The sequence below is a fragment of the Paracoccus panacisoli genome, from assembly GCF_042435015.1.
Lineage (GTDB): Bacteria > Pseudomonadota > Alphaproteobacteria > Rhodobacterales > Rhodobacteraceae > Paracoccus > Paracoccus panacisoli.
Genome location: NZ_JBHMQU010000012.1, coordinates 63,049 through 86,268 on the forward strand (window position 1 = coordinate 63,049; position 23,220 = coordinate 86,268).

Here is a 23,220-nt window from a genome sequence, read left to right on the forward strand (position 1 = left end):
GCGCCCTGTGCCCCCCACCCTCTCCCGACCCGCAGGACCGCCCATGACCCGCTTTGCCGCCCCCATCGCCGAACAGATCTGGGACATGAAATACCGCCTGCGCGACGCCGACGGCACGCCGCGCTACGGCTCGGTCGAGGACAGCTGGCGGCGCGTCGCCCGCGACCTCGCCAGCGTCGAGGCCGACCCCGCCGCGTGGGAGGACCGCTTCTACGCCGCGCTCGAGGATTTCCGCTTCCTGCCCGCCGGCCGCATCCTGTCGGGCGCGGGTACGGGGCGGTCGGTCACGCTCTTCAACTGCTTCGTCATGGGCACCATCCCCGACAGCATGGAGGGCATCTTCCAGTCCCTCAAGGAAGCCGCGCTCACGATGCAGCAGGGCGGCGGGATCGGCTACGACTTCTCGACCATCCGGCCCAAGGGGGCGCCGGTGACGGGGGTGGCGGCGGATGCCTCGGGTCCGCTGTCGTTCATGGACGTGTGGGACGCGATGTGCCGCACGATCATGTCGGCGGGCTCGCGCCGCGGGGCGATGATGGCCACCATGCGCTGCGATCACCCCGACATCGAGGCCTTCATCGCCGCCAAGCAGGACAGCGCCCGGCTGCGGATGTTCAACCTGTCCGTGCTGGTGACAGACGACTTCATGGCCGCGCTCAAGGCCGATGGCGACTGGCCGCTGGTCTTCGGCGGGCAGGTCTACCGCACCCTGCGCGCCCGCGATCTGTGGGACCGGATCATGCGGGCGACCTATGACTATGCCGAGCCGGGGGTGATCTTCATCGACCGGATCAACGCGATGAACAACCTCGCCTATGCCGAGACGATCGCCGCGACCAACCCCTGTGGCGAACAGCCCCTGCCGCCCTATGGCGCCTGTCTGCTGGGCTCGGTGAACCTCGCCCGGCTGGTCCGCGACCCCTTCGGCCCCGAGGCGGCGCTGGACGAGGCGGCGCTCGACGAGCTGGTGACCGTCGCCGTGCGGATGATGGACAACGTGGTGGACGCGAGCCGCTTTCCCCTGCCCCAGCAGGCGGCCGAGGCGCGCGCCAAGCGGCGCATCGGGCTGGGCGTCACCGGGCTCGCCGACGCGCTGATGATGGTCGGGCTGCGCTACGGCGCACCCGAGGCCGCCGCCGCCACCCGCCGCTGGATGCGCCGCATCGCCCGCGCGGCCTATCTCGCCAGCGCCGATCTGGCGCGGGAAAAGGGCGCCTTCCCGCTTTACGACGCCGAGGCGTTCCTCGCCTCCGGCTTCATGCAGCGGATGGACGAGGACGTGCGCGCCGCGATCCGCACCCACGGCATCCGCAACGCGCTGCTGACCTCGGTCGCGCCCACGGGGACGATCTCGCTTTACGCCGGCAACGTCAGCTCGGGGATCGAGCCGGTGTTCGCGCTGAGCTACACCCGCAAGATCCTGCAGAAGGACGGCACCCGCAGCGAGGAAGAGGTGGTGGACTATGCCGCCAGCCTCTGGCGCGAACGGATGGGCGACGCCCCCCTGCCCGACTGGTTCGTGGACGCCCAGACGCTCGACCCGCTCGACCATGTCGCCATGCAGGCGGCGGCGCAGGAGTGGGTGGACAGCTCGATCTCGAAGACCATCAACTGCCCGCCCGACATTCCGTTCGAGGCGTTCAAGGACGTCTACCTCGCCGCGTGGGACCAGGGCTGCAAGGGCTGCACCACCTATCGCCCGAACGCCGTGACCGGGTCGGTCCTGTCGGTGGCCGAACCCGCGGCCGCCCCCGCCGCCGTGCCCGTAGAGCAGCTGCCGGCGTTCTATCTCGAGGCGCCGATGGACCGGCCACAGGCGCTCGAGGGGGCGACCTACAAGCTCAAGTTCCCGGGCAGCGAGCACGCCATCTACATCACGCTCAACGACATCGAGGAGGGCGGGCGGCGGCGGCCGTTCGAGGTGTTCATCAACTCGAAGAACATGGAGCATTACGCCTGGACCGTGGCGCTGACGCGGATGATCTCGGCGGTGTTCCGGCGCGGCGGCGACGTGTCCTTCGTGGTCGAGGAGCTGAAGGCCGTTTTCGACCCGCGCGGCGGGGCCTGGATCGAGGGCCGCTACGTCCCCTCGATCCTCGCCGCGATCGGCGGCGTGATCGAGCGGCACATGGTGGCGATCGGCTTCCTCGCTGCCGAGGGCGCGGGGCTGAAGGCCGACCCCACCGCCGACACCGCGCCCCCCGGGCCGGGGGCCGTCCCCGTCGGCCCCTCGTGCCCGGCCTGCGGGATGCCGGGGATGCGGATGGTCGAGGGCTGCCTGACCTGCCCGAGCTGCGGCCACTCGAAATGCGGCTGAGCCCGGATGCGGCAGGGTTTCTGCCGCATCCGCCCTTGACTTTCGGCCCCCCGGCCCCGATCTAGGCCACGTCCAGGAACCCGCTGCCGCGTGAGCAGCCGCAGTCTGACTGCCAAGGGCCGGACGCTCAATCGGTTTCCCCTCTCACGCAGGGTTGCCCGCGGGACCTCGTATCGCCCCGCGCCCCTGACGTTGCCGCGACCGACCCCTGACCGGGGCGGCGTCGGCGTGATCTTTCCGCGCGGCCCGATACGGGGGCGGCGCCACAGGACCATGAGAAATGACTGACAACATGACCCAAGCCCGCCCCGCCAACCCGGCCGGGCGCACCCAGAAACCCCGCCGCAGCGGCGACGCCCCCCATCGCGGTCCCCGCGAGGGCGCGCACGGCACCGACGGCCCGCGCGGCAAGTCGCGCTTCGACGCCGACAAGCCGAAATCCGCGGGATTCGGCGCCCGCCGCGGCCCCGGCCGCGCCAAGAAGGCGCGCGCCGAAGGCCAGGCCGAGCCCTTCATCCGCCGCGCCATCCCCGAGATGGACACAGCCTTCACCCGCATGGGCATCGACCCGCGCGTGGCGATTAACCTGCCCGAGCTGGGGCTGAACGAGCCGACGCCGATCCAGGCCGAGGCGATCCCGGCGCTGGTCGCGGGCCGTGACCTGCTGGGCCTCGCCCAGACCGGCACCGGCAAGACCGCCGCCTTCAGCCTGCCGATGCTGACCCGCCTCGTGACCAAGGGCGAGCGGGCCGAGCCGATGAGCTGCAAGGCGCTGATCCTCGCCCCCACCCGCGAGCTCGCCACCCAGATCGCCCAGAACGTCGAGGCCTTTGCCCGCGGCACCGGCATCCGCAGCTTCCGGGTCGTCGGCGGCGCCTCGATCAACGTGCAGGTGGACCGCCTCGCCCGGGGTGTCGACGTGCTGATCGCCACGCCCGGCCGCCTGATCGACCTGATCGAGCGCAAGGCTGTCCGCTTCGACCAGACCCGCTATCTGGTGCTGGACGAGGCCGACCAGATGCTCGACATCGGCTTCATCCACGCGCTGCGCCGCATCGCCAAGCTGCTGCCGGCCGAGCGTCAGACGATGCTCTTCTCGGCCACCATGCCGAAGCTGATGGAAGAGCTGGCCGACAGCTATCTGACCGATCCGGTCCGCGTGGCGGTGAACCCGCCGGGCAAGGCCGCCGAAAAGATCGACCAGGGCGTCCACTTCGTGAACCAGGGCGACAAGGCGGCGCTGCTGGCCGAGTATCTCTCCAAGCACCCGGGCGAGCTTGCGATCGTCTTCGGCCGCACCAAGCACGGGTCCGAGAAGCTGTCGAAGCTGCTCGAGAAATGGGGCTTCTCGGTCGCCGCGATCCACGGCAACAAGTCGCAGGGCCAGCGCGAGAGGGCGCTCTCGTCCTTCCGCTCGGAAGAGACGCAGGTGCTCGTGGCGACCGACGTCGCGGCGCGCGGGCTCGACATCCCGCAGGTTGCGCATGTCTACAACTTCGACCTGCCGAACGTGCCCGAGAACTACGTCCACCGCATTGGCCGCACCGCGCGCGCCGGGCGTGACGGCCGCGCCGTGGCGTTCTGCGCCCCGGCCGAGGTCGGCGAGCTCAGGGCCGTGGAAAAGGCCATGAAGGCGCAGATCCCGGTCATCGGCGGCGAGCCGCCGGCCGGCCCGGTGCCCAGCCCGCGCAAGCCCGGCGCCCGCCCGCAGGGCGACGGTGCCGCCCGCAAGCGCCCGGCGCGCCGCCCCTCGCGCGCGCCGAAGGGCCAGCAGCGCGGCTGACCCCGCGCCCGCCTCGACCCCGTCCAGCCCGGCGCCCCCCCGCGTCGGGCTGGATCTTTTCGGCCCCCCCGTGCGCCCGCCCCTTGCAGCCGCCGCGCCGAGTTGGCACCCCGCGGCATGGCCAAGCTTTATTTCCACTACTCGACGATGAATGCCGGCAAGAGCACGCTCCTGCTGCAAGCCGCCCACAACTACCGCGAGCGGGGCATGACGCCCCTGCTGCTCATCGCGGCGCTCGACACCCGCGCGGGGCCGGGGCGGATCGGCAGCCGCATCGGGCTGGGCGCCGACGCCATCGCCTTCGACGCCGACACCGACCTCTTCGCGCTGATCGCGGCCGAGGGCCCCGACGCCGCCTGCATCTTCGTGGACGAGGCCCAGTTCCTCACCCCCGCGCAGGTCTGGCAGCTCGCCCGGGTGGCCGACGACTGCGGCCAGCCGGTCATGGCCTACGGCCTGCGCACCGATTTCCGCGGCGAGCTGTTCCCCGGCTCGGCGGCGCTGCTCGCCATTGCCGACGACCTGCGCGAGGTGCGCACGATCTGCCATTGCGGGCGCAAGGCCACGATGGTGGTGCGGCTCGGGCCGGACGGCGCGGTGCTGCGCGAGGGCGCCCAGATCCAGGTCGGCGGGAACGAGAGCTACGTCTCGCTCTGCCGCCGCCACTGGCGCGCGGCGATGGGCGCCTGAGGCGGTTCAGGGAATCTTTACCGCCGCGCTGTAGGACGAGAGCGGGGGTGAGCGTTGCGGCAGGGCTGCGGCTGCGTTAACCCTGACGCCGAACCGGCAAAGGACGACCCATGCGGCTTTCATCGCTTTCTCGCACCGCCCGTGGCGCGCTCGCTGCCGCGATCATGGCGCTGACCGCGCTGCCCGCGGCGGCGTTCGACACCACCGCCCGCGCGGCCTGGGTCTATGACGTCGCGACCGGCACCGTGCTGATGGAGAAGGACGCCGACCGGGCGATTCCCCCCGCCTCGATGTCGAAGCTGATGACCGTCTACATGCTGTTCGAGGCGATCCACGAGGGGCGCGTCAGCCTCGACACGCGTTTCCCCGTCTCGACCAAGGCCCGGCAGATGAAGGGCTCGACGATGTTCCTGAACGAGCGCGACCGCCCGACGGTGGAAGAGCTCATCAAGGGGATCATCGTGCTCTCGGGCAACGACGCCTGCGTCGTGGTGGCCGAGGGGCTGGCCGGCACCGAAGAGGCATTCGCGCGCGAGGCGACGGCCCGGGCCAAGGCCCTGGGGCTGACCGAGACGCATCTGACCAACGCCTCGGGCTGGCCCGATCCGCAGCACCGGATGTCCACCCATGACCTCGGCGTGCTGGCGCAGCACCTGATCACCGACTTCCCCGAGCTCTACAAGAACTTCGCGCTCAAGGAATACGCCTTCGACAACCGCGCCCCCGCCAACCGCCACAACCGCAACCCGATCCTCGGGCTCGGGATCGGCGCGGACGGGCTCAAGACCGGTCATACCGAAGAGGCGGGCTACGGCCTTGTCGGCTCGGCGGTGCAGGACGGGCGGCGGGTGATCTTCGTGCTGAGCGGGCTCGGGTCGGAAAAGGCGCGGGCCGAGGAATCCGAGCGCATCGTCAACTGGGCCTTCCGCCAGTTCACCATGAAGACCGTGGTGCCAAAGGGGGAACGGGTGGCCTGGGCGCCCGTCTGGCTGGGGGCCGCGCGGCGGGTGGCGCTGACCACGCAGGACGGCGTGAATGTGCTGATCCCGGCCGGGGCGGCCTCGGGCGTGACCGCCGAGGCGGTGTTCGACGGCCCGATCGAGGCGCCCATCACTGCCGGGCAGCGGCTGGGCGAGCTCGTGGTGACGGTGCCGGGGTCGGTGCAGTCGCGCCTGCCGCTGGTCGCCGCGGACGACGTGCCGCGCGCAGGCTTCATGGGCCGGATGCAGAACGCCGCGATGCGGCTGGGCCGTCAGGCCGCCGCAGCCGTCGGCGGCTGACGCGCCGGGGCCCGCGGACGGTGTTCATCAGCCTCGAGGGCATCGACGGGTCGGGCAAGTCCACCCAGGCGCGGCGTCTGGCCGAGGCACTGAGGGCCGAGGGGCATGAGGTCGTGCTGACGCGCGAGCCCGGCGGCGCGCCGGGGGCCGAGGACATCCGCCGCCTGCTGGTCGAGGGCCGCGCCGACCGCTGGTCGGCCGAGACGGAGCTGCTGCTCTTCACTGCCGCGCGCCGCGATCACCTCGAACGCACCATCCGCCCGGCGCTCGACCGCGGGGCGTGGGTCGTGACCGACCGCTTTGCCGACTCGACCCGCGTCTATCAGGGGGCGACCCGCGGCGACCTGCGCGCGACGGTCGATGCGCTGCACGCGCTGATGATCGGGGTCGAGCCGGACCGGACCTTCGTGATCGATCTGGACCCGGCCGAGGCGCTGGCACGGACCCTGCGCCGGCAGCTGCCGGACGAGACCCCGGCCGCCGCCGCGCTGGCCGAGGCGGCCGCGCACGCCGTCGCCGCGCCGCCGGTTGCGGCCGTGCCCGCCGGCACCCACCTTCCGTCAAGCAACGATGCCGCGCCCGAGGACCGCTTCGAATCGATGGGCCTGCCGTTCCAACGCGCGCTCCGCGACGGGTTCCGGGCGCTCGCCGCGGCCCATCCCGACCGCATCCGCCTGATCGACGGCAGCGGCCCGGCCGAGGCGGTCGCCGCCCGCGTCCGCGCGGCGCTCTGAGGATGGCCCGCGATCTCGCCCCCGACGACCCGCCGGTCGAATCCGACCGCGTCCCCGGCGCCCCGCACCCGCGCGAGACGCCCCGCGTCATCGGTCAGGACGAGGCTGCGGCCGGTTTCCTCGACGCCGCCGCCGCCGGGCGGCTGCACCACGGCTGGCTGATCACCGGCCCCCGCGGCACCGGCAAGGCGACGCTTGCCTGGGCCATCGCCCGCTGGCTCATCGCTGGCGGCGAACCCGGCCGGCTCGAGGTCGACCCCGACCACCCCGCCGCCCGTCGGATGCGGGCGCTGGCCGAGCCGCGGCTGCATCTCGTGCGCCGCAGCGAGGACGACAAGGGCCGCCTCAGGGCCGAGATCGTCATCGACGACATCCGCCGGATGATCGAGTTCTTCCACCTCTCGGCCATCGACGGCGGGCGGCGGGTGGTGATCATCGACGCCGCCGACGACATGAACCCCCAGTCCGCGAACGCGGTCCTCAAGATGCTTGAGGAGCCGCCGCGCGACGCCATGCTGCTGCTGATCTCGCACCAGCCGGGCCGGCTCTTGCCGACGATCCGCTCGCGCTGCCGGCAGCTCCGCCTCGGGCCGCTCGCGCCCGACGACATGGCCGCGGCGCTCGCCCCGCTCGAGGTCGAGGGCGATCCCGCCCGCCTGGCCGCGCTCGCCTCAGGCTCGGTCGGCGAGGCGCTGCGGCTTGCCGGGCAGGACGGGCTTGCGCGCTACGCCGACCTCGTGGCGCTGTTCCAGACCCTGCCGCGGATGGACCGCAGCCGCGCCGCGGCGCTGGCCGAGACGGCGGGCGGGCGGGCGGGCCCGGACGGCGATCCCTTCGACCTGACCATGACGCTTCTCGACCGTTTCCTCGCCCGCGCCGCCCGCGCCGGGCTGATGGGCCCGCCCCTGCCCGAGGCCGCGGACGGCGAGGCCGCCCTGCTCGCCCGCCTATCCCCCGACGAGGCCGCCGCGCGCCGCTGGGCCGAGGCGCAGGCGGAGCTGTCGGCGCGGGCCCGACGCGGCCGGGCGGTCAACCTTGACCCCGCGGCGCTGGTGATGGATATGCTCATGACCCTCGCCCAGACCGGCGCCGACGCGCCCGCGCGGGGATGAATGCTGACCCCGCAGCCGGGACCGATCCGATGAGCACCGACGCACCCCGGCCCGCCCGGTCCCCCGAACCCGTGGCCGAGACCCCCGCGGACCGTCCGCATCTGGTGGACAGCCACTGCCACCTCGATTTCCCCGATTTCGCCGGCGAGCTGCCGGCGCTGGTCGATCGCGCCCGCGCCGCAGGCGTCACCCGGATGGTGACGATCTGCACCCGGTTGCGGCTGGAACCCTCGGTCCGGGCCATCGCCGAGGCGCATGACGGCGTCTTCTACGCCGCCGGCACCCACCCGATGTATGCCGCCGAAGAGTCGCTGGCGACGGTCGAGGATCTCGTCGCCCTCGCCCGTCACCCCAAGTTCGTGGGCATCGGCGAGACCGGGCTCGACTATCACTACACCGCCGAAAGCGCCGTCCGGCAGGCCGAGAGCCTGCTCGTGCACATCGAGGCCGCGCGCCGCACCGGCCTGCCGCTCATCATCCATGCGCGCGACGCGGACGACGACATGGCCGCGATCCTGACCCGCGAGCACGCGGCGGGCGCCTTTACCGGCGTCATGCACTGCTACACCTCGGGACCGGCGCTGGCCGAGGCGGCGCTTGGGATCGGCTTCTACCTGTCGATGTCGGGCATCGCGGCCTTCCCGCGCTCGACCGAGCTGCGCGAAATCTTCGCGGCCGCCCCCCGCGACCGCATCCTGATCGAGACCGACGCCCCCTACCTCGCCCCGCCCCCGCACCGCGGCAAGCGGAACGAGCCCGCCTACGTCGCCCACACCGCCAGGGTGGGCGCGGCGCTGTTCGAGATGGAGGAGGCCGCGTTCGCCGCCCTGACCAGCGCCAACTTCGACCGCCTGTTCACGCGCGCCGCGGGGGTTACGGGGTGAGCGCGCCGGCCGAGGGGCAGCTTCGCGCCGTCATCCTCGGCTGCGGGTCGTCCGGCGGCGTGCCGCGGCTCGGCGGGCACTGGGGCGCCTGCGACCCGGCAAACCCGAAGAACCGCCGCCGCCGCTGCGCGCTGCTGGTCGAGCGCCACGGCCCCCGCGGCGTCACGCGGGTGCTGGTCGACACCGGCCCCGACCTCGTGCCGCAGCTCACAGACGCGGGCGTCGGGCTGCTGGACGGGGTGGTGTGGACCCATGCCCACGCCGACCACATCCACGGCATCGACGACCTGCGCCAGATCGTCCACTACCGCCACAGCCTGCTGTCCGGCTGGGCCGACGCCCCGACCGAGGCCGCCTTGCGGACCCGCTTCGGCTATGTCTTCGAGACGCCGCCCGGCTCGGGCTATCCGCCGATCGTGACGCTGAACCGGATCGACGGCCCCTTCGCGATCGAGGGCGCCGGCGGCGCGCTGCACCTCACCCCCTTCACCGTCGATCACGGCGGCACCCCGGCGTTGGGGTTCCGGATCAGCGCCGGCGCGGGCGCCCCTGCCCTCGTCTATCTGCCCGACGTCCTGGAAATCCCCGAGGCGGCCTGGCCCGCGATCATGGAGCCCGAGGTCTTCATCTGCGACGCCCTGCGCTACACCCCGCACCCGAGCCACGCGCATCTCGCGCTGGCGCTGGAGTGGATCGCGCGGTCGCGGGCGCGACGCGGGGTGCTGACCAACATGCACATCGACCTCGACCACGACACGGTCATGGCCGAAACCCCCGACCACATCGTCCCGGCCCATGACGGGATGGACATCCGGCTGTGACGGCGCTCTTCGACGTCATCCTGCCGGTCTTCCTGGTCATCGGCTTCGGCTATCTCGTGGCCTGGCGGGGGCTTTTCGCGCCGGCCGCGGTGGACGGGCTGCAGCGCTATGCGCAGAACTTCGGCGTGCCGGTGCTGCTCTTCAAGTCGATGGCGGCGCTGGACCTCTCGGCCGAGTTCGACCCGCGGCTGCTGGTATCGTTCTACGCCGGGGCACTCGCCTCGTTCCTCGTCGGCTGGGTCGTCGCGCGCCGCGTGATCGGCCGCAGCCCCGAGGATTCCGTCGCCATCGCCTTCGCCTGCCTCTTCTCGAACTCGCTGCTGCTCGGCATCCCGATCATGGAGCGCGCCTACGGCACCGAGTCGCTCGCCGGCAACTTCGCCATCATCGCGCTGCATTCGCCGATGCTCTACACGCTCGGCATCACCGTGATGGAGTTCACGCGCGCCCGCGGGACCGGCGTCTCGGCGGGGCGCGTCGCGGGGCGGGCGCTCAGGGGGGTGCTCAGGACGCCGCTGGTGATCGGCATCCTCAGCGGGCTGACGATGAACGTGCTGACCATGGCCGGGCTGGTGCTGCCCGGCGGCTTCTGGGCGGCGGTCGAAATGATCGCCCGCTCGGCGCTGCCGGCGGCGCTGTTTGCGCTGGGAGGCGTGCTGCTGCGCTACAAGCCGCAGGGCGACGCGGCCTCGATCGCGCTCATCTGCGCCTGCTCGCTGATCCTGCACCCGGCGCTGACCTGGGGGCTGGGGCAGATGCTGGGCCTGCCCGTCGCAGGGCTGCGCTCGGCGGTGGTGACGGCGGCGATGGCGCCGGGGGTCAACGCGTATCTGTTCGCCAATCTCTACCAGTCGGCGATCCGGTCGGCGGCGTCCTCGGTCCTCATCGCCACGGCGCTGTCGATCCTGACGATCTGGGGCTGGCTCGCACTGCTGCCCTAGGCCCGGCTAGGGCCGCGAAGCCCTTGGGCGCCGCTGTCGCCGCGACCTCGGCCGACCGCCGGGGACGTCGACCCCACCCACGCGCCCTCAAGCCGGGGTCAGCCCGCGCAGACGCTCGCCCCGGCGCCGGAGCACCTCGACCGTGGCAAGCAGCGCGATCGAGAAGATCACCAGCAGCGTCGCCACCGCGAGGATCGCGGGCGAGATCTGCTCGCGGATGCCGTTCCACATCTGCCGCGGGATGGTCTGCTGGTCGGGGCCGGCGATGAACAGCACCGCGACGACCTCGTCGAACGAGGTGACGAAGGCGAAGAGCGCGCCCGAGATCACGCCGGGAAGGATCAGCGGCATGGTGATCTTGAAGAACGTGGTCCGCGGGTTCGCCCCCAGCGAGGCCGCGGCCCGGTTCAGCGACTGATCGAAGCCGATCAGCGTCGCCGTCACGGTGATGATGACGAACGGAATCCCCAGCGTCGCATGGGCCAGGATCACGCCGAGATAGGTGTTGGCGAGACAGCCCGAGTTCGACAGCATCGGCGCCAGCAGCCGGCCGATGGTGCTCGTCGTGTCCACGCAGGTCGAGGAGTAGAAGAAGAACATCCCCGTTGCGGTGATGATGATCGGCACGATCATGGGCGAGATCAGCACCGCCATGATGATCCGCCGGAACGGCATCTCGGGCCGCGACAGCCCCAGCGCCGCCAGCGTCCCCAGCACGGTGGCGAGGATCGTCGAGAAGAACCCGACGATCAGCGAGTTCTTCGCCGCGTTCAGCCACTTGGCGTTCGCCCAGGCGTCCGCCCACCAGCTCGCGTCGCGCGGCGCGTCGGCCCGCGACATCCCGAAGGTCAGCAGCGTGTCATACCAGCGCATCGAATAGCCGTCCGGGTCGAAGGACAGCATCTTCTCGGTGAAGGTGAAGTAGGGCTCGGCGTTGAAGCTGAGCGGGATCACCACGATGATCGGCGCGATCAGGAAGACGAAGATCGCCACGCAGATCGCGATATAGGTCCAGTGCCAAACCCGTTCGAGCGGCGAGGCGTAGGTGGGCAGCGCCATGTCGGATCACCCCAGCTTGAGATTGTCGATCCCGACCAGCCGGTCGTAGATCCAGTAGAGCACCAGGACCGCGCCCAGCAGGATCGCCGCCAGCGCCGCCGCCATCGACCAGTTCAGCGTCTCGGTCATGTGCATCGCGATCATGTTCGAGATGAGCTGCCCGGTCGAGCCGCCGACCAGCGCGGGCGTGATGTAGTAGCCGACCGCCAGGATGAAGACGAGCAGCGCCCCGGCCCCCAGCCCCGGCAGCGTCAGCGGGAAATAGACCCGCCGGAACGCCGTCCACGAGGTCGCGCCCAGCGATTTGGCGGCGCGCACGTAGCTCGGGTTGATGGTCCGCATCACCGAATAGAGCGGCAGGATCATGAACGGCAGCAGGATGTGGGTCATGGCGATGACCGTGCCGAGCTGGTTGTAGATCATCTGCAGCCGCTGCTCGTTGCCGATCACCCCGAGCCACACCAGCAGGTCGTTAATGACCCCCTGCTGCTGCAACAGCACCATCCACGCCGTGGTCCGCACCAGAAGCGAGGTCCAGAACGGCAGCAGCACGAGGATCATCAGCAGGTTCGACTTCCGCATCGGCAGCGTCGCCAGCAGATGCGCGATCGGGAAGCCGAGCAGGAAGGTGGTGAAGGTGATCAGCAGCGACAGCATCAGCGTGCGCTTGAACAGCATCACGTAGACCTGCTGCTGCGGCGGGGCCATGACCACGTTGCCGGCGTCGTCGCGGGTGCGGTCCACCGCGGCGAGGTAGAAGTTCGCGGTGTACGCCGTCGAGGCATTGCGCATCGCCCGCCACAGCATCGGCTCGCCCCATTTCGGGTCGGCGTCCAGCAGCGCCTCGCGGTAGGGCGGCTCGAACCCGTCGCGCGCCTTCCGCCCGGTGGCGGTGAAGAGCGAGCGGGTGCCGGGCACGTCATAGTTTATGCGGGTGCCGACGATCCCAACCGTGCGGTTGTCGGCCGCGGCCTTAAGGTCGGCGGCGAGCGCGGCAAAGGCGCTCTCGTCGGGCTGCGTGCCGGGCTTGTGCTCGGCGAACCAGGCCGAGGTCTGGGGCATGTTGGCCGAGAAGCCATCGTTGTACATCGAGCGGTGCAGCATCTGCCCGATCGGGATCACGAAGGTGATGACGATGAACGCCAGCAGCGGCAGCACCAGCAGGAAGGCGCGGCGCCGCGCCTTGGCCTGGCTGCGCGCCAGCGCCCGGGCGAGCGGGCGGCCATCCGCGGTGGTCAGCGGCGCGCTCGGGGCGGTCACGGTCGGGCTGGCGCCCGAAGCGCCGGCGACCACGGCGGCGTGGGGGTCGAGTGCAGATGCCATGCTCGGGTCCTTCCTCTCAGCCCGCGGCCAGCCAGGCGGCGAAACGCTCGCGCAGCTCGGTCTCGTGTTCGGCCCAAAACTGCGCGTCCACCGCCAGGGCGGTGGCGACGTTGGCGGGGGCGGTGGGCAGATGCGGAGTCATCGGTACCGGCGCGCCGCGCTTGGTGGTGCCCGCGAAATTGCCCACCATCGCCTGTGACGAGAGCCGCGGCGGGCCGTAGGGCAGCTCTTCGGCGAAGCGCGCCAGCGGCTCGGGCGCGGTCGAGGCGGCGACGAAGGCCAGCGCGCCGGCGCGGTTCGGGGCGCCCTTGGGGATCACCCAGCCCTCGAGTTCGTAGATCTGCGCGTCCCACAGGATCGCCAGCGGAAGCCCGTCCACCTCGGCCGCCTTGAAGATGCGCCCGTTATAGGCCGCGGCCATCGCCACCTCGCCATCGGCGAGAAGCTGCACGGGCTGGGCGCCGGCCTCCCACCAGACGACGTCGTGCTTGATCGTGTCGAGCTTGGCGAAGGCGCGGTCCTGCCCCTCGGGCGTGGCGAGCAGTTGATAGACCTGATCGCGCGGGACGCCGTCGGCCAGCAGCGCGAGTTCGAGCGTGAACTGCGGCGTGCGCGACAGGCCGCGGCGGCCGGGAAAGCGCGTCAGGTCGAAGAAATCCGCCGCCTGCGTCGGCGCGGCGCGGCGCGCGTCATAGGCGATGACGGTCGAATAGATGTCGGTCGGCACGAAGCACGGCCCGAGCGTGCCGGGCATGAAGTCCGCCGCCGCGGCCGTGCCGTCCGGGGCGGGGACGAGGGTGGCGGGGTCGATCGGCTCGACCTCGCCCTCGTCGCACAGCCGCATCGCGGCCCCCTGCCCGACGCTCGCCACGTCGGTGGTGACGTTGCCGGCCTGCACCTCGGCGTGGACCATGCCGTGGGGGTCGTCGCTGTCCGAGAACCGCACCATCGTCCCGGTCGCCTCGGTGAAGGGGCGGGCCATCGCCACCTCTTGCGCGGCCGAGAAATCGCCGCCCCAGGACAGCACCCGCAGCTCACCCGCGCCCGCCCAGGGCACCGGGGCGACCGAGACGAGCAGCGGCAGAAGGGCAAGGCGCATCAGCATGGCGAGGGGTCCGTGAGTTGGGGACCGGGGCGCCCGCGACGGGGCGCCCCGGCGCGCGGGATCAGCTGGCGAGCCAGGCGTTGAAGCGCTCGGTCAGCTCGGTGCCGTGGTCGGCCCAGAAGGCGGCGTCGTTGACCAGCCCCTTCGCGGCGTTCTCGGGGGTCGAGGGCAGATAGGGCGCCATGTCGGTCGTGCCGTCCTTGTACTTGCCGACGCTGGCCGCCGCCGACTTCCGCGACGGGCCATAGGCGATCATGCTCGACATCACGGCCTGACGCGCGGGGTCCGAGGCGAAGGCGATGAACTTCATCGCCGCATCCTTGCCGGGCGCGCCCTTGGGGATCACCCAGTAGTCCATGTCCAGGTTCACGCCGTCCCAGACGAAGCCGAAGTTCTTGCCCTCGCCCACGATGGCGTCGAAGATCCGGCCGTTGTAGGCCAGCGTCATCGACACCTCCTTGTCGGCAAGCAGCTGCGGCGCCTGGGCGCCGGCTTCCCACCAGACGACGTCACCCTTGATCGTGTCGAGCTTCTTGAACGCCCGGTCCACGCCCTCGGGCGTCGAGAGCACGTCATAGACCTCGGCCGCGGGCACGCCGTCGGCCAGCAGGGCGAACTCGAGCGCGTATTTCGGCCGCTTGATGATGCCGCGCTTGCCGGGGAACTTGGCGGTGTCGAAGAAATCCGCGACCGTCTGCGGGGCGCCGTTCGGGAAGGCGTCCTTGTCATAGGCGATGGCGGTGGACCAGACCATGATCGCGGTGCCGCACTCGTTGAGCGCGCTCGGCAGATAGTCGTCGGCCGCGGCCGAGCCGTCCGCGCCCTTGGCCAGCGCCGCCGGATCGATCGGCTCGATCAGCCCCTCGTCGCACAGCCGGATCACGTCCGACTGCTCGACCTCATAGACGTCCGAGGTGATGTTGCCCGCCTCGACCTCGGCCTTGAGCTTGGCGGGCGGGTCCGAGGCGTCGAGCACGCTCGTCTGGATGCCGGTCGCCTCGCTGAACGGCTTGACGTAGGCCTCCTCGACCGTCTTGGCGAAGGCGCCGCCGTAGGTGGTGACGTTCAGCGGCCCCTCGGCCAGGGCGGGCGCGGCGATCAGCGCCAGCGCGGTGCCGAGGATCAGTCTGGTCTTCATGATGTCTCTTTCCCCTCCACGAAAATGGGCGCCGGCGCCGGTCAGGCCCGCATCGGCGGCCCGGATACCCCCCGCACCACGCGGCGGGGGGGACCATTGCAACCGTTCGTCAGCCAGCCAGCCAGGCGTTGAAGCGCTCGCTCAGCTCGCCGTCATGATCGACCCAGAAGTCGAGGTTCGAGCTCAGGCCCTTCTCGAGGTTCTCGGGCGAGGTCGGCAGGTGCGGCCCCATCGGCTGGTCCTTGCCGGCGATGTTGCCGACCAGGCCCGAGGCCGACTTGCGCGGCGGGCCGTAGCTGATCTGCTCGGCTGCCTTGGCCAGCTGCGGCGCCTCGGTCGAGAAGGCGATGTAGTCCATCGCGTTCTGCTTGTTCGGCGCGCCCTTCGGCACCACCCAGCCTTCCATCTCGTAGATCTGGCCGTCCCAGATGATCTTGAACGGCTTGCCCTCGCCCACGGCGGCGTTGAAGATCCGGCCGTTGAAGGCATAGGCCATCGTCACTTCGCCGTCTGCCAGCAGCTGCGGCGGCTGGGCGCCGGCTTCCCACCAGATCACGTCCTTCTTGATGGTGTCGAGCTTCTTGAAGGCGCGGTCCACGCCCTCGGGGGTGCCCAGAACCTGATAGACCTCGGCCGCCGGCACGCCATCGGCCATCAGCGCCAGCTCAAGGTTGAACTTGGCGCCCTTGCGCATGGTGCGCTTGCCCGGGAACTTGGCGGTGTCGAAGAAATCGGCCGGGGTGGCGGGCTTGGCGTCGGCGAACTTGCTGTCGTCATAGGCCAGCACCATCGAATAGACGTCGGTGGCGACGAAGCATTCGGTCACCGCGCCCTCGATGAAGTCGTCCTTGGCCGCCTCACCGCCCGGACCGGCCGAAAGGATCGCCGGGTCGATCTGCTCGAGCGCGCCCTCGTCGCACAGCCGCACCGCGTCGGCATATTCGACCGAGGCCACGTCGGCGGTGACGTTGCCCGCCTCGACCATCGCCTTGATCGGGGTGGCGGGGTTGTCGGCGTCGGTCACGGTGATCTTGATGCCGGTCTTTTCCTCGAACGGCGCGTTGTAGGCGACCTTGTGGCTTTCGCCGTAGGCCCCGCCCCAGTCGAGCACGTTCAGGACCTTGTCCTGCGCCGAGGCAGCGCCGGCGAGGACCACCAGCGCGGTGGTCGAGATCAGCAGCTTCTTCATGTCTCTCTCCTGTTGGTCTTGTCGTTGATTGGGTCTGTCAGACCGGGTCGAGGGCCCGGGCATCCTGCGGGTTCCAGCCGATGCGGATGTGCTGGCCGGGCGACAGCCGGGTCTGGCCCAGCGTGTTGCGGAACTTCATCACGAACTCGTCGCTGCCCGCCACCTTCATCCGGGCCCGCAGGATGTCGCCCATGTAGATCACGTCGCGCACCTCGGCGTCGATGGTGTGGGCGCCCTGGGGCATCATCTCGGGCTTGAACTCGACCCGCTCGGGGCGGATCGAGACGAGCGTCGGCTGTCCCGCCTCGCGGACGTTGACCGCGGTCGCGTCGATCAGCTCGCCATTGGGCAGGCGGACCACCGCCCGCTCTCCGTCGAGCTTCTCGATCACGCCCGAGAGCTTGTTGTTCTCGCCGATGAAGCCCGCGACGAAGCTGTTCTGCGGCTTCTCGTACAGCTCGGACGGCGGGGCGAGCTGCTGGATGCGGCCGTCGTTGAAGACCGCGATCCGGTCCGACATGGTCAGCGCCTCGCCCTGGTCATGCGTGACATAGACCACGGTGATTCCCAGATTCTCGTGCAGCGCCTTGATTTCGTACTGCATATGCTCGCGCAGCTGCTTGTCGAGCGCGCCGAGCGGCTCGTCCATCAGCACCAGCTTGGGGTCGAACACCAGCGCCCGGGCCAGCGCGATGCGCTGCTGCTGGCCGCCCGAGAGCTGCGCCGGGCGGCGGTTCTTGAACTTGCCCATCTGCACCATGTCGAGCGCGCGGGCGATCCGGCTCTCGCGCTCGGCGCGGCCCATGCCGCGCACCTCGAGCGGGAAGGCGAGGTTCTCGCCCACCGACATGTGCGGGAACAGGGCGTAGCTCTGGAACACCATGCCGATGCCCCGCTTGTGGGGCGGGACGTCGTTGATGTTCTTGCCGTCCAGACGGATCTCGCCGTTGGTCGCGGTCTCGAAGCCGGCAAGCATCATCAGGCAGGTCGTCTTGCCCGACCCGGACGGCCCGAGCATCGTCAGGAACTCGCCCTTGCCGATGTCCAGATTGAGGTCCTTCACCACAAGGGACTGGCCGTCATAGCTTTTCTGGACATGGTCGAAGACGACGAAACCGTCGCTCCTGGCCGAAGACGTACCCACGCGCCCCTCCTTGGTCGGTCCGATGCGGTGCGAGACTAAGCGGCGATCACCGCGCGCCGCAATCCGAATCTAGCGGTCGGGGGCCGATGAACGCGGCAGGCTTGCGTCATTTCGGTGGCAGGATTGCGACAGCCGGGGGAGGCGTCGAACAGGAAAAAGGGGCGCCCGGTTGCCCGGGGCGCCCCTCATTCATGGTGCGGTCGAGAAGACTCGAACTTCCACTCCGGTTAGGGAACAGCGACCTCAACGCTGCGCGTCTACCAATTCCGCCACGACCGCATTCCGTGGTGGGCGTGACATAGCCGCGCCCGCCGGGTTTGAAAAGGGGTCATTCGGCAGCGACGACACGTCCCGGCAGATAATTCAGCACCGGCGCCAGCCAACGCTCGGCCTCGGCGAGACTCATGCCCTTGCGGGCGGCGTAATCCTCGACCTGATCGGCCTCGACCTTGGCCACCCCGAAGTAATAGGCGTCGGGATGGCCGATGTAGAGGCCCGAGACCGACGCCCCCGGCCACATCGCCATCGACTCGGTCAGCTCGACGCCGGTCGCCTCGGTCGCGGCCAGCAGCGAGAAGAGGGTGGATTTCTCGGTGTGGTCGGGCTGCGCGGGATAGCCGGGCGCGGGGCGGATGCCGGGGTAGGATTCGGCGACCAGCTCTTCGGTCGAGAGCGCCTCGTCCGGGGCATAGCCCCAGTAGGACCGCCGCACCCGCTCGTGCAGCATCTCGGCCATCGCCTCGGCGAAGCGGTCGGCCAGCGCCTGGACGAGAATCGCCGAGAAATCGTCATGCGCGTCGCGGTAGGCTTGGGCGCGGGCCGTCTCGTCGCCCGCCGTGACGACGAAGCCGCCGACCCAGTCCGCCTGCCCCTCGGGCGCCACGAAGTCCGCCAGCGCCACGTTCGGCCGCCCGTCGCGCTTGGGCAGCTGCTGGCGCAGCGTGTGCAGCGTGGCGAGCGGCGTGGTGCGGTCGTCGCCGGTCCACAGGCGGATGTCGTCGCCCACCGCGTTGGCGGGCCAGAAGCCCACCACCGCGCGGGGCTTGAACCAGCCCTCGTCGATGATCCGCGCCAGCATCGCCTGCGCATCGGCAAAGAGCGCGCGCGCCGCCTCGCCCTGCTTCGGGTCGTCGAGCAGGCGCGGATAGACGCCCTTCATCTCCCAGGTCTGGAAGAACGGCGTCCAGTCGATGTAGCGGGCGATCTCGGCCAGATCCCAGTTCTCGACCACCCGCGGGCCGGTGAACTGCGGCGCGGTGGCCCGGTAGGCGGCCCAGTCGAGCTTCGGCGCATTGTCGCGCGCCGCTGCCAGCGGCAGGCGCTCGCGGTCGGTCTGGCCGCGGGCGTGGCGTTCAGCCACATCCTGATATTCGGCCCGCAACTGGCTGACATAACCGGATTTTGCCTCGCCCAAAAGGTTGGCCACCACGCCCACCGCGCGGCTCGCGTCGGCGACATAGACGGTCTGCCCGGCGCGGTAGCGGGGGTCGATCTTGACCGCCGTGTGCACGCGGCTGGTCGTCGCCCCGCCGATCAGCAGCGGGATGTCGAAGCCCTCGCGCTCCATCTCGGCGGCGACATGGACCATCTCGTCGAGCGACGGGGTGATGAGGCCCGAGAGCCCGATCACGTCCACCCCCTCGGCCCGCGCGGTCTCGAGGATCTTCGTCGCCGGGACCATCACGCCGAGGTCGATGATCTCGTAGTTGTTGCACGACAGCACGACGCCGACGATGTTCTTGCCGATGTCGTGGACGTCGCCCTTGACCGTCGCCATCAGGATCTTGCCGGCCGAGCGGGCGCCGCCGCCGGCCTTCTCGGCCTCCATGTAGGGCAGCAGGTGGGCGACCGCCTGCTTCATCACGCGGGCCGACTTGACCACCTGCGGCAGGAACATCTTGCCGGCGCCGAAGAGGTCGCCGACGACGTTCATCCCCGCCATCAGCGGCCCCTCGATCACGTGCAGCGGGCGCTCGGCGGCAAGCCGCGCCTCTTCGGTGTCGGCCTCGATGTATTCGGTGATGCCGTTGACCAGCGCGTGCTCGAGCCGCTTGTCCACCGGCCAGTCGCGCCAGCGCAGGTCCTTTTCGCGCCCCTTCGCGCCGCCCTCGCCGCGGAACCGCTCGGCGAGTTCCAGCAGCCGCTCGGTGGCCGAGCCGCCGGCGGCGGGGCGGCGGTTCAGGACCACGTCCTCGCAGGCCTCGCGCAAGGCGGGGTCGATCTGGTCATAGACGGCGAGCTGGCCGGCGTTGACGATCCCCATGTCCATCCCGGCCTGGATCGCGTGATACAGGAACACCGCGTGCATCGCCTCGCGCACCGGCTCGTTGCCGCGGAAGCTGAACGACAGGTTCGAGACGCCGCCCGAGACGTGGACGTGGGGCAGCGTCTGGGTGATGCGCCGGGTCGCGCCGATGAAGTCGTTGCCGTAGTTGTCGTGTTCCTCGATCCCCGTCGCCACGGCGAAGATGTTGGGGTCGAAGATGATGTCCTCGGGCGGGAAACCCATGTCGGTCAACAGGTTGTAGGCGCGGGTGCAGATCTCGACCTTGCGGTTCTCGGTGTCGGCCTGGCCGGTTTCGTCGAAGGCCATGACGACGACCGCGGCCCCGTAGAGCCGGCAGAGCCGGGCCTGAGCCAGGAACGCCGCCTCGCCCTCCTTGAGCGAGATCGAGTTCACCACCGGCTTGCCCTGGACGCATTTCAGCCCGGCCTCGATCACCTCCCATTTCGAAGAGTCGATCATCACCGGGACGCGGGCGATGTCGGGCTCGGCGGCGATGAGGTTGAGGAAGGCGGTCATGGCGGCGGCCGAATCGATCAGCCCCTCGTCCATGTTGATGTCGATGATCTGGGCGCCGTTCTCGACCTGGTCGCGGGCCACGTCGAGCGCGGCGGGATAGTCGCCGGCGGTGACGAGCTTGCGGAAGCGGGCCGAGCCGGTGACGTTGGTGCGCTCGCCCACGTTGACGAAGGGAATGGCCTCGGTCTTGACGAAGGGCTCAAGCCCCGAGAGGCGCAGTTTCGGTGCGATGTCAGGGACTTGCCGGGGCGCCTTGCCGGCGACGGCGGCGGCGATGGCGGCGATGTGCTCGGGCGTCGAGCCGCAGCAGCCGCCGACCACGTTGACCAGCCCCTCGTCGGCGAAGCCGGCGATCTGGGCGGCCATCTGGGCGGCGGATTCGTCGTATTCGCCCATCTCGTTGGGCAGGCCGGCGTTCGGATAGGCGCAGATGAGCGTGTCGGAAACGCCTGACAGTTCAGCCAGATGCGGGCGCATTGCGGTGGCGCCGAGCGCGCAGTTGAGGCCGATGGTCAGGGGGGCCGCGTGGCGCACCGAGTGCCAGAAGGCGGTGGGCGTCTGGCCCGAGAGGGTGCGGCCCGAGAGGTCGGTGATCGTCCCCGAGATCATCACCGGCAGGCGCAGGCCGGTTTCGGCAAAGACCTCTTCCGCGGCGAAGATCGCGGCCTTGGCGTTGAGGGTGTCGAAGATCGTCTCGATCAGGATCAGGTCCGCGCCGCCCGCGACGAGCCCTTGAATCTGCTGGGTGTAGGCCGCGCGAAGCTGATCGAAGGTGACGGCCCGGAAACCCGGGTCGTTGACGTCGGGGCTGATCGAGGCGGTGCGGTTCGTCGGCCCCAGCGCCCCCGCGACCCAGCGCGGGCGGCCGTCCTGGGCGGTCGCCGCGTCGAGGGCGCGGCGGGCGAGGCGGGCGCCCTCGCGGTTCAGCTCGAACACCCGCCCCTCCATCCCGTAGTCGGCCTGGGCGATGGTGGTGGAGGAAAACGTATTTGTTTCAACGATGTCCGCGCCCGCGAGCGCATAGCGCAGGTGGATCGCCTCGATCGCCTCGGGCTGGGTCAGGTTCAGCAGGTCGTTGTTGCCCTGCTGCGGGTGGTCGGCGTGCAGGTGGCAGCCGCATCCCCCGGAGCGATTTGATTCGCCAAGGAAATCCGCCTCGCCCAGGCGCAGGTTCTGGATCTGCGTGCCCATCGCCCCGTCGAGGATCAGGATGCGCTCGCGGGCGGCGGCGCGGATGGCGTCGAAGGCGGCGGAGAGGCGGGGCATGGGACGGACTCCGGGCGGGCGGTTTGCGGTGGATATAGGCCGCGCGGGAGGAAATGGAAAACTCATGTTGTGCGGGGTGAAGTTGAGCGGGTTTCACGTTGTGGCGTTGGTGCGCGACGGGAGACGACCAGCGATCACCGCGAAAACGGCACTGCACATCCCGTGCACCGTTCGCCTGATGTTCATGCAGCGTTCATGCACAGTTCATGCGAACGGTCGTGCGCACCCGATCGCGCTCGGCCAGGCCGGGACGCGGCCCCTTGCGCGCGGCGCCGGGTCGGGCCACCTCGGCGCCATGACCGCGCCGCTTCCCACCCCCGACACCGTGACGCTGCCCCCGCTCGAGGGGAGCGCGGTCGAATGGCTGCTCACCCCCGCACCTGTCGGCCACCCCGAGGCGGTGGCGTGGATGGAGGCGCGGGTGGCAGCGATCCTTGCGGGCACCGCGCCCGAGACGCTGTGGCTCGTCGAGCATCCGCCGCTCTACACCGCGGGAACCTCGGCCCGGGCGGCGGACCTGACCGATCCGGGCCGGTTTCCGGTCCATCCCACCGGGCGCGGCGGGCAGTACACCTATCACGGGCCGGGGCAGCGGGTGGTCTATGTGATGCTCGACCTCAACCGCCGCGGGCGCGACGTGCGGGACTTCGTGCAGGCGCTCGAGGGGTGGGTGATCGACGCGCTGGCGGGGTTCGGCCTGCGGGGCGAGATCCGCGAGGGCCGGGTGGGCGTGTGGATCGCCCGCCCCGACCGCCCGCCCCTGCCCGACGGGACGATGCGCGAGGACAAGATCGCCGCCATCGGCATCAAGCTGCGCCGCTGGGTCAGCTTCCACGGCCTGTCGATCAACGTCGAGCCGGACCTGTCGCATTACGCGGGAATCGTCCCCTGCGGGATCAGCGGACACGGGGTCACGAGCCTCGTGGACCTCGGCCTGCCGGTCGGGATCGAGGATCTGGACGCCGCCCTCAGGGTCACGTTCCCGCGACATTTTGCCGGTTGACCGAACCATTTGACTTATGTCGTGTTGCGGGATTGCAGGCGGTGCTATGAGCTGTCCATGACGGCGCGCCCGAGGGGCCGCTGCGCCGCGCAAGCAAACGTCAAACGCCCTGGAAGGACGACCCGATGAAGATCAGCCTTTACGCCACTCTCGCCATGTTCGCCCTGGCCGTTCCGGCCGCAGCCCAGGACGCCGCGGGCGACCCCGTCAAGGGCGAGAAGGAATTCAACAAGTGCAAGGCCTGCCACATGGTGCAGGCGCCCGACGGGACCGACATCGTGAAGGGCGGCAAGACCGGCCCGAACCTCTATGGCGTCGTCGGCCGCAAGGCGGGCACCGAAGAGGGCTTCAAGTACTCGGACGCGCTGGTGAAGCTGGGCGAGGCCGGTGAGGTCTGGTCGCCCGAGGACCTGATGCACTACATCACCGACCCGAACAGCTACACGCAGGAAAAGACCGGCGACAACAAGCTGAAGACCAAGATGACCTTCAAACTCGCCAAGGGTCAGGCGGACGTGATCGCCTTCCTCACCCAGCACTCGCCGGACGCCGGCGCGGCCCCGGCCGCCGGTTCGGCGCCTGCCGCGGCGGCCCCGTCGGCAGCGGCCCCGGCGGCAGCGGCCCCGGC

18 protein-coding genes and 1 tRNA gene are annotated in these 23,220 nt (G+C 70.5%); 11 read left to right on the top strand and 8 right to left on the bottom strand.

The features are described 5' to 3' along the window. The first annotated feature begins 43 nt into the window (after nt 1-43). From ACFHYO_RS03380 to ACFHYO_RS03420, 9 genes are all read left to right on the top strand, one after another. Complete coding sequence (locus ACFHYO_RS03380; protein WP_394318383.1) at nt 44-2,317, top strand: adenosylcobalamin-dependent ribonucleoside-diphosphate reductase; 2,274 nt, start codon at nt 44-46, stop codon at nt 2,315-2,317. A gap of 535 nt (nt 2,318-2,852) precedes the next feature. Then, nucleotides 2,853-4,100: a DEAD/DEAH box helicase gene (locus ACFHYO_RS03385; protein WP_394318410.1), complete on the top strand. Its 1,248-nt coding sequence runs from the start codon at nt 2,853-2,855 to the stop codon at nt 4,098-4,100. A 117-nt stretch (nt 4,101-4,217) separates the two neighbouring features. Then, nucleotides 4,218-4,790 (top strand): thymidine kinase, encoded by a 573-nt coding sequence (locus ACFHYO_RS03390; protein ID WP_168782185.1) that lies wholly within the window; start codon nt 4,218-4,220, stop codon nt 4,788-4,790. Between the two features lie 164 nt (nt 4,791-4,954). Then, nucleotides 4,955-6,070 carry a D-alanyl-D-alanine carboxypeptidase family protein gene (locus tag ACFHYO_RS03395; RefSeq protein ID WP_394318412.1) on the top strand — a complete coding sequence of 372 codons (1,116 nt, stop codon included), beginning with the start codon at nt 4,955-4,957 and terminating at the stop codon, nt 6,068-6,070. Between the two features lie 20 nt (nt 6,071-6,090). Then, entirely contained in the window at nt 6,091-6,804 is a 714-nt protein-coding gene (tmk, locus tag ACFHYO_RS03400) for a dTMP kinase (RefSeq protein ID WP_394318386.1), read from the top strand. Nucleotides 6,805-6,806: 2 nt separating this feature from the next. After that, nucleotides 6,807-7,916 carry a DNA polymerase III subunit delta' gene (locus tag ACFHYO_RS03405; protein ID WP_394318388.1) on the top strand — a complete coding sequence of 370 codons (1,110 nt, stop codon included), beginning with the start codon at nt 6,807-6,809 and terminating at the stop codon, nt 7,914-7,916. Between the two features lie 29 nt (nt 7,917-7,945). Next, the gene (locus ACFHYO_RS03410; protein WP_394318390.1) at nt 7,946-8,800 is read left to right on the top strand and encodes a TatD family hydrolase; all 855 of its coding nucleotides are present in this window, start codon (nt 7,946-7,948) and stop codon (nt 8,798-8,800) included. Next, nucleotides 8,797-9,621, top strand: coding sequence for an MBL fold metallo-hydrolase (locus ACFHYO_RS03415; protein WP_394318392.1), 825 nt, complete (start codon nt 8,797-8,799; stop codon nt 9,619-9,621). Before ACFHYO_RS03410 ends, ACFHYO_RS03415 begins: the two co-directional genes overlap by 4 nt. Continuing rightward, nucleotides 9,618-10,562: an AEC family transporter gene (locus tag ACFHYO_RS03420; protein WP_394318393.1), complete on the top strand. Its 945-nt coding sequence runs from the start codon at nt 9,618-9,620 to the stop codon at nt 10,560-10,562. Before ACFHYO_RS03415 ends, ACFHYO_RS03420 begins: the two co-directional genes overlap by 4 nt. Before the next feature lie 87 nt (nt 10,563-10,649). Here ACFHYO_RS03420 and ACFHYO_RS03425 read toward each other — a convergent pair whose 3' ends face one another. The 8 genes from ACFHYO_RS03425 to metH form a co-directional block, all read right to left on the bottom strand. Next, entirely contained in the window at nt 10,650-11,621 is a 972-nt protein-coding gene (locus ACFHYO_RS03425) for an ABC transporter permease (protein ID WP_036708099.1), read from the bottom strand. A 6-nt stretch (nt 11,622-11,627) separates the two neighbouring features. Next, the gene (locus tag ACFHYO_RS03430; RefSeq protein ID WP_394318395.1) at nt 11,628-12,944 is read right to left on the bottom strand and encodes an ABC transporter permease; all 1,317 of its coding nucleotides are present in this window, start codon (nt 12,942-12,944) and stop codon (nt 11,628-11,630) included. Between the two features lie 16 nt (nt 12,945-12,960). Continuing rightward, the gene (locus ACFHYO_RS03435; protein WP_394318397.1) at nt 12,961-14,049 is read right to left on the bottom strand and encodes an ABC transporter substrate-binding protein; all 1,089 of its coding nucleotides are present in this window, start codon (nt 14,047-14,049) and stop codon (nt 12,961-12,963) included. A gap of 61 nt (nt 14,050-14,110) precedes the next feature. Next, nucleotides 14,111-15,187 carry an ABC transporter substrate-binding protein gene (locus ACFHYO_RS03440; protein WP_394318399.1) on the bottom strand — a complete coding sequence of 359 codons (1,077 nt, stop codon included), beginning with the start codon at nt 15,185-15,187 and terminating at the stop codon, nt 14,111-14,113. Between the two features lie 109 nt (nt 15,188-15,296). Then, nucleotides 15,297-16,376: an ABC transporter substrate-binding protein gene (locus ACFHYO_RS03445; RefSeq protein ID WP_036708104.1), complete on the bottom strand. Its 1,080-nt coding sequence runs from the start codon at nt 16,374-16,376 to the stop codon at nt 15,297-15,299. A gap of 37 nt (nt 16,377-16,413) precedes the next feature. Continuing rightward, on the bottom strand, nt 16,414-17,520 hold the full coding sequence (locus ACFHYO_RS03450) for an ABC transporter ATP-binding protein (protein ID WP_036700643.1): 1,107 nt from the start codon (nt 17,518-17,520) through the stop codon (nt 16,414-16,416). Between the two features lie 192 nt (nt 17,521-17,712). Beyond that, nucleotides 17,713-17,799: transfer RNA gene (locus tag ACFHYO_RS03455), tRNA-Leu, on the bottom strand. A gap of 49 nt (nt 17,800-17,848) precedes the next feature. Beyond that, nucleotides 17,849-21,589, bottom strand: a complete 3,741-nt coding sequence (metH, locus tag ACFHYO_RS03460) for a methionine synthase (RefSeq protein WP_394318402.1) — start codon at nt 21,587-21,589, stop codon at nt 17,849-17,851. Between the two features lie 295 nt (nt 21,590-21,884). Between metH and lipB the strand changes: the two genes are divergently transcribed. Both lipB and ACFHYO_RS03470 read left to right on the top strand, forming a co-directional pair. Continuing rightward, on the top strand, nt 21,885-22,592 hold the full coding sequence (lipB, locus tag ACFHYO_RS03465; RefSeq protein ID WP_394318404.1) for a lipoyl(octanoyl) transferase LipB: 708 nt from the start codon (nt 21,885-21,887) through the stop codon (nt 22,590-22,592). Between the two features lie 125 nt (nt 22,593-22,717). After that, nucleotides 22,718-23,220 (top strand): c-type cytochrome (locus ACFHYO_RS03470; RefSeq protein ID WP_394318406.1); only part of this gene is annotated, 503 nt, incomplete at its 3' end.

What these genes read in the sequence shown, in the direction of transcription:
- ACFHYO_RS03440 (WP_394318399.1), bottom strand. Translation starts at nt 15,187, where the DNA reads ATGAAGACCAGACTGATCCTCGGCACCGCGCTGGCGCTGATCGCCGCG.
- ACFHYO_RS03445 (WP_036708104.1), bottom strand. Translation starts at nt 16,376, where the DNA reads ATGAAGAAGCTGCTGATCTCGACCACCGCGCTGGTGGTCCTCGCCGGC.
- ACFHYO_RS03390 (WP_168782185.1), top strand. Translation starts at nt 4,218, where the DNA reads ATGGCCAAGCTTTATTTCCACTACTCGACGATGAATGCCGGCAAGAGC.
- ACFHYO_RS03410 (WP_394318390.1), top strand. Translation starts at nt 7,946, where the DNA reads ATGAGCACCGACGCACCCCGGCCCGCCCGGTCCCCCGAACCCGTGGCC.
- ACFHYO_RS03435 (WP_394318397.1), bottom strand. Translation starts at nt 14,049, where the DNA reads ATGCTGATGCGCCTTGCCCTTCTGCCGCTGCTCGTCTCGGTCGCCCCG.
- ACFHYO_RS03395 (WP_394318412.1), top strand. Translation starts at nt 4,955, where the DNA reads ATGGCGCTGACCGCGCTGCCCGCGGCGGCGTTCGACACCACCGCCCGC.
- ACFHYO_RS03405 (WP_394318388.1), top strand. Translation starts at nt 6,807, where the DNA reads ATGGCCCGCGATCTCGCCCCCGACGACCCGCCGGTCGAATCCGACCGC.
- metH (WP_394318402.1), bottom strand. Translation starts at nt 21,589, where the DNA reads ATGCCCCGCCTCTCCGCCGCCTTCGACGCCATCCGCGCCGCCGCCCGC.
- ACFHYO_RS03425 (WP_036708099.1), bottom strand. Translation starts at nt 11,621, where the DNA reads ATGGCGCTGCCCACCTACGCCTCGCCGCTCGAACGGGTTTGGCACTGG.
- lipB (WP_394318404.1), top strand. Translation starts at nt 21,885, where the DNA reads ATGACCGCGCCGCTTCCCACCCCCGACACCGTGACGCTGCCCCCGCTC.
- ACFHYO_RS03430 (WP_394318395.1), bottom strand. Translation starts at nt 12,944, where the DNA reads ATGGCATCTGCACTCGACCCCCACGCCGCCGTGGTCGCCGGCGCTTCG.
- ACFHYO_RS03385 (WP_394318410.1), top strand. Translation starts at nt 2,853, where the DNA reads ATGGACACAGCCTTCACCCGCATGGGCATCGACCCGCGCGTGGCGATT.
- ACFHYO_RS03380 (WP_394318383.1), top strand. Translation starts at nt 44, where the DNA reads ATGACCCGCTTTGCCGCCCCCATCGCCGAACAGATCTGGGACATGAAA.